The 5,105-nt window shown below is 58.4% G+C and carries 3 protein-coding genes and 1 pseudogene; 3 read left to right on the forward strand and 1 reads right to left on the reverse strand.

The annotated features are described in order from the left end of the window. Window positions 1–723 (forward strand): MlaD family protein (locus tag AC52Q4_RS01070; protein ID WP_495534948.1); only part of this gene is annotated, 723 nt, incomplete at its 5' end. A 24-nt stretch (window positions 724–747) separates the two neighbouring features. Further along, entirely contained in the window at window positions 748–1,380 is a 633-nt protein-coding gene (locus AC52Q4_RS01075) for an ABC-type transport auxiliary lipoprotein family protein (protein WP_495534949.1), read from the forward strand. A gap of 97 nt (window positions 1,381–1,477) precedes the next feature. On the opposite strand, the pseudogene AC52Q4_RS01080 reads toward AC52Q4_RS01075, so the two are convergent. Continuing rightward, a pseudogene (locus AC52Q4_RS01080) lies at window positions 1,478–4,084 on the reverse strand (UPF0182 family protein). 549 nt (window positions 4,085–4,633) lie between these two features. Between AC52Q4_RS01080 and AC52Q4_RS01085 the strand changes: the two are divergent. Continuing rightward, entirely contained in the window at window positions 4,634–4,828 is a 195-nt protein-coding gene (locus tag AC52Q4_RS01085; protein WP_495534950.1) for a hypothetical protein, read from the forward strand. Window positions 4,829–5,105: the final 277 nt, after the last annotated feature.

Consider the following 5,105-nt stretch of genomic DNA (forward strand, 5'->3'; position numbering starts at 1 on the left):
GTAGCGATCGACAGTGACGACCCGAAACGGGTTCGCGTGATACTCGCCGTCAAACAAACCACGCCCGTCAGCGCGGCCACGGTGGCCGCCATCAAAGCGCAAGGGTTGACGGGGGCCACCTCGATCGAGCTCTCCGGCTACGATCCGGGCGCCCCGGCGCCGGTGACCCCGCCGGGTGAACCTTATCCGGTCATTCAGACAAAGCCCTCCCCGTTGACCCACCTCGATCAGGCGGTCTCCGAGGGCATCAGCACGATCAACCAACTCGGCAAGCAGCTCACTGATCTGCTCTCGCAACCCAATCGCCAAGCAGTGAGCGAGACGCTTGCCAATTTCACCCGCTTATCGGGCACGCTGGCATCCAACAGCGAACGCATCGATCAGGCGATGGCCAATCTGGAGCGCGTCACCCGCAATACCGCGCGGATCACCGGTGAGCTGTTGCCGCAGACGCTGCAGCGGCTGGACCGCACGTTGGTGGCGGTGGACGAGCTCAGCCGAAGCCTGAATCAGACGGCCGAACGCCTCACGGCGCTCGGCCGCTCCGGCGAGACGGGCGTCAACCGTGTGCTGCGGACGACGCTACCGGAGCTCGAAGCGCTTTTCGGGGATATTCGCCAGACCACCGGCCATCTCGACCGTCTGATCCAGAAGCTCGAACGCGAGCCCGCTGCCCTGCTGCGGGGGGCCGCCCGCCGACCCCCGGGACCCGGCGAGCAATAGAGCGTCAAGAAATGAGGAGGGCGTGTGCGCCGATTTGCCTTAATCGCTGTCGTTACACTTCTAACCGGCTGCACCGTGCTGCCATCCGCCCGGCAGGAAGCGGGCCATTTCTATCAGCTCCGGCTCAAAGCGCCGCTTGACGACCTGCCCCGCACCCCGGCCGCGCAACGCCGCGATCTGATCCTCGTCGAATACCCGCTGGTGGCGGCGGGATACGACACCAGTGCCATGGCATACCGCCGCACGCCCTTCGAGCTTCACTACTACGCGAAGAACCGCTGGGTGGATGCTCCGGCACGCATGCTGCGCGAAGCGCTCGTCAGTGCCTTGAATCAGCTCGGTCCGTTTCGCTCGGCGTTCGAGACCTCTTCGGGCGTTACCGTGGCCTACAGCCTGCGCACCGAGCTGCTGCGTCTGGAGCAGGATTTCAGCGGCCCGCCACCGAGCCGCCAGCGCCTCGTCTTGCGCGTCTCCCTCGTAGACCTTGCGCGCGGCACGCTGCTCGCCAGCCGGATGCTGGACTTGAGCGCCCCCGCCCCGAGCGAGGACGCCCGCGGCGGCGTCGTGGCGGCCAATGCCGTATTGCGGCAATTAGCCGCCGAGGTCGCCGAATTCTCCCGCAAGGCGCTCGCCGCACGAACCGCCGAACCACGTTGAAGGCCCTGACACAGCGCCTTGCTCCTGCGACCGCGAACCCGCGCCCGGCAAGCGCGGCCCGCACCAAACCGCCCCGTATACGCCTGCGCGGCGTGCATCAGGATTCGTCCTGCGTCGCCTGGATACGCTGTTTAAGCGCCGTGTAAGCTCTCTCCACCGTGGGCTCTATGACCACCGATTCCCCGTCGGTGAGGATAATCCGCTCTAGCCGTGGAATCTTCTCGGGCTCATCGGAGACGAGGAACACCGGTTGCAAATAAAGCACGACGCCGCCGATCGGAAAGATGACCATGTTGCCGAGCACCACGTCCGAGTCTTCCTGGCTCCAAAGCGTGAACAGCGCGGAGACGTCCGGATCCTCCTTGATGACGGTATGGATCTGCGACGGCCCGAAGACCAGCTCTCCCTTGGCGAACCGATGCACAACGAGCTTGCCGTAGTTCGGATCATCGGAGCCGGCCACCGCCATCGCCCGCATATTGCGACGCTCCTCCACGATCATGGGCAGGAACAGGATGAAGTCCAGCCGGTCCTTTTCGATCAGATCGAGCGTGAGATAATAGGGCCGCATCCGCGTCGTCGATTCCCGCTTGTCACGCTCCGGAAAAGCCCATACGTCCTCCGCCTGATAAAATAACTTCGGATCGGTCTTGTGGTATTTGTCATAGATCGCCATCTGTGCTTCGAACATGTCCTTTGTGTAACGAATGTGAGTCTTGAGCTCCCTCGGAAACTCCTCTTTATCTTTGAAAATATCGGAGTAGATGCGATTGAAAGCTTGGATGACCGGGTCATCCGCGTCGAAAATATAATAACTCACGGCACCATCGTACGCGTCCACGACGACTTTCACTGAATTGCGAATATAATTCAGATTCTTTTTGTTCGCCGTTACCGTCGAGACGGACGAATCTATTCCCTTGGAACCCAGCCGCTCTGCATTCGGATACCAGGACGAGACCGTATACGCATCCTGGATCCAATACAGTCCGTTGGCCGTAGCCGCCAGGTATGGCAGCGAATCCATTACGAGGAATGGCGTGAGCGCGCGGATCCGCTCGCGAATGTTGCGTCGAATCAATATCTTGCTTTTATCATTGGCCTGGGTCGTCAGAAACAGATTTTTATCATTAAAAAATGATGCGAAAATCATTCGACGAAACGGCGTGATTGGAACCCCGCCCTTACCATCGTAATGGACCATTACATTGTCGTTTTTACCCGGATAGTGAAGCTCAGCATTTTCAGAAGGAGCAACGGCATAGTGATAATCGCCGCGGCCATAGTAAATCGCCGGCTGTTCGATGTCGAAATTGTCCGATTTTAGCGGCATCTGCCGAATAAGCCAGTCAATCGATCTTCCCTCGCCCTGGCCGGCGGCCGTCATGACGAGGCCGTAGCCATGAGTGTAAATCAAGTGTTCATTAACCCAGTTCTGCGAACCCCCTGGAAGGCGGTCATAGGCTAACTCCCGGCCGGACAAATAGACCTGCTGCATGTCTCCCTCGACCTTGTACCGATCAACGCTCGCCCCAGAGACTCGGTCATACGTGCGCTATTGTTGCAGTTGCTCGTATACCTCGGCGACCATCTCTTCATTCCACACTGGAATGTTATGGAGCAGCCGGCTCACTTTGGCGTCAAAAGGATCTTTTGGAACTTTTTTCCTCTCGAAATTACGCGTCTCGATATTGTTCAGATCGTACGCATCCAACGTCGCTTTAATGCTTCTTTCGATGTAGGGCTTCTGCAGTGAAAACTCGTTTGGATCCACCACGTACTCGTTGACTGCCCAATGAAACAAATGAAAATGGCGAAGCCCCAACGCCACAAGAAAAAGCAATGCAAAGCTTACCAGCAGCTTGAGCCCTTTACGCCGGTGTATGAGGTAAATTGCGGAGGCCGCGACGCCCAGCAAAAAGAGCAGAGATAACCAGATGAACGGCAACACGACGCGCATGTCCGCAAAACCAGGACCGAAAAAGAGAGGCTCATATTGCTGACTATAAACGAGCGCGTCGCGCTGCAAAAAGAAATCCCATATTTCGACTAGAAATACGATGCCTACAAGTAAGCTGAGATGCCATCTCGCCTTGTTGGGGAAAATCTTGCCCCGCTGCAATAGAAAGCGATTCTCAAGCCAATAGAGCACGCCGATGGCAACCAACAGAACGAGAAAAGCGATTCGCAGGCGGTGCAGGATGAGGCTGTAGATCGGGTATGAGAAAAGGTAATAGGAGATATCTTTGCCGTATTGCGGATCTTTGATTCCGGCGTCCGGTGCCGTGATGAATAATAGAAACGACTCCCACTGAACGAACAACGGCCAAGCGATCAACACGGCCAATATCAGCGACAAAGGTGTATAGACCCACAGGGAGCCGGTTTGGAATTTATGAATCACTCGTCGGTTCCGGCCGCCTGCTGGCGCGGCTGCGCCTTGCGACGAGGAACCGCCGCCGAGGTAATGCGAAGCGATCCAGAAATTGATGAAGAACACGGAAAAGAAGGCGGCGCCCACCAGGATGAGCACGACGAAGCGATAGAGCGTTCGATGCCAAAAATACTCCTGGTAGCCTTGCGCATCGAACCACCAGAAATCGACCAAAAAGGGCACGCTTTGCAGCGCGATGCCGACCAGGATGACAACCGCCACCAGGAGACCCAGGCTTAGAGTCAGTAATCGGCGCTTCCAACCAGACATTTTTATTCACCTTCTCTGTCCCACGGGGTGCAGCACCTGTTTTGCGGGCAGCGAGCACGTGATACCCAGTCGGACAAACGTGTTAGAGGCTCTCGGCATCCAATGTCCCCAAGCCGCACAGCGGACGCAACCCGATAAGCTGCGCTCCTGCCCTTGCTCTGCTCACTTCCCTTCCAGCGAACCGGGAGGGCAACTGCCCTTAGTCTTGGTTCCGTATCGATTTTATTAGTTCCCAGTTCGCTCCGGCCGAGGCGCGACGATGGGGCTGGCAACGCCGGCGCATGGCGATTCGCAACGCGCCCTCAATGCAGCGCGAAGCCTCTCGAACGAACCGGCGCAGAACGCCAACCCCGCCGGTCCCACTCATGTGTATTGCGTCTGCAGCAGCCGGATACGCCCGCAACGGCGTGCGTCGCGGCGCTTGGGCGCCGGGGAAAGATACGCCCCGGCATGGGCCGATGGATATGCGCAACCGGATGCGAACTTGAGTCACAGCGATACGCTAATTGTCAGAATACATACGATGCATGAACTCTGCGGGAGGCAATCATGGCGCACGGAGCGGCGCACGCCACGGTAAAATTGAATATCCGCTACGAGACTGACCGGATCATTCTGCGCGGCGAGCCTGCGTTGATACATCAGGAGGCGGAGCGCATCATCGAGCGTTTCCGGTTCAGCGCACGCCCCTACCGCCTTTGCAGCGAGCGCAGCGACCGGGTTGAGCTGTTCTGCAGTGGCTGAAGCCGGACGGCATTGGCCGTCACAATCTGACGACAGCCGTCAGCCCTGAGCGAGAAGCCTGCGCGGCGATACGGCGGAATTGCGACGCCGGGCGGCGACAAAACCTGGCGGTAGGCGGCTCGCCGAGCACGTGCAAACAAGGGTTTAACCATTGGCACGACTGATGCATTAAAAATGGTGACCTTTGGCGCACTAAGGTCGCGGCTGAGAGCGGGGCAAGCCTGTTCGAACGAGGCCGCAGGGATGCCACCGCCAAGCAAACAGGGATAGTACAGTA

Source organism: Nitrococcus sp., from assembly GCF_059432795.1.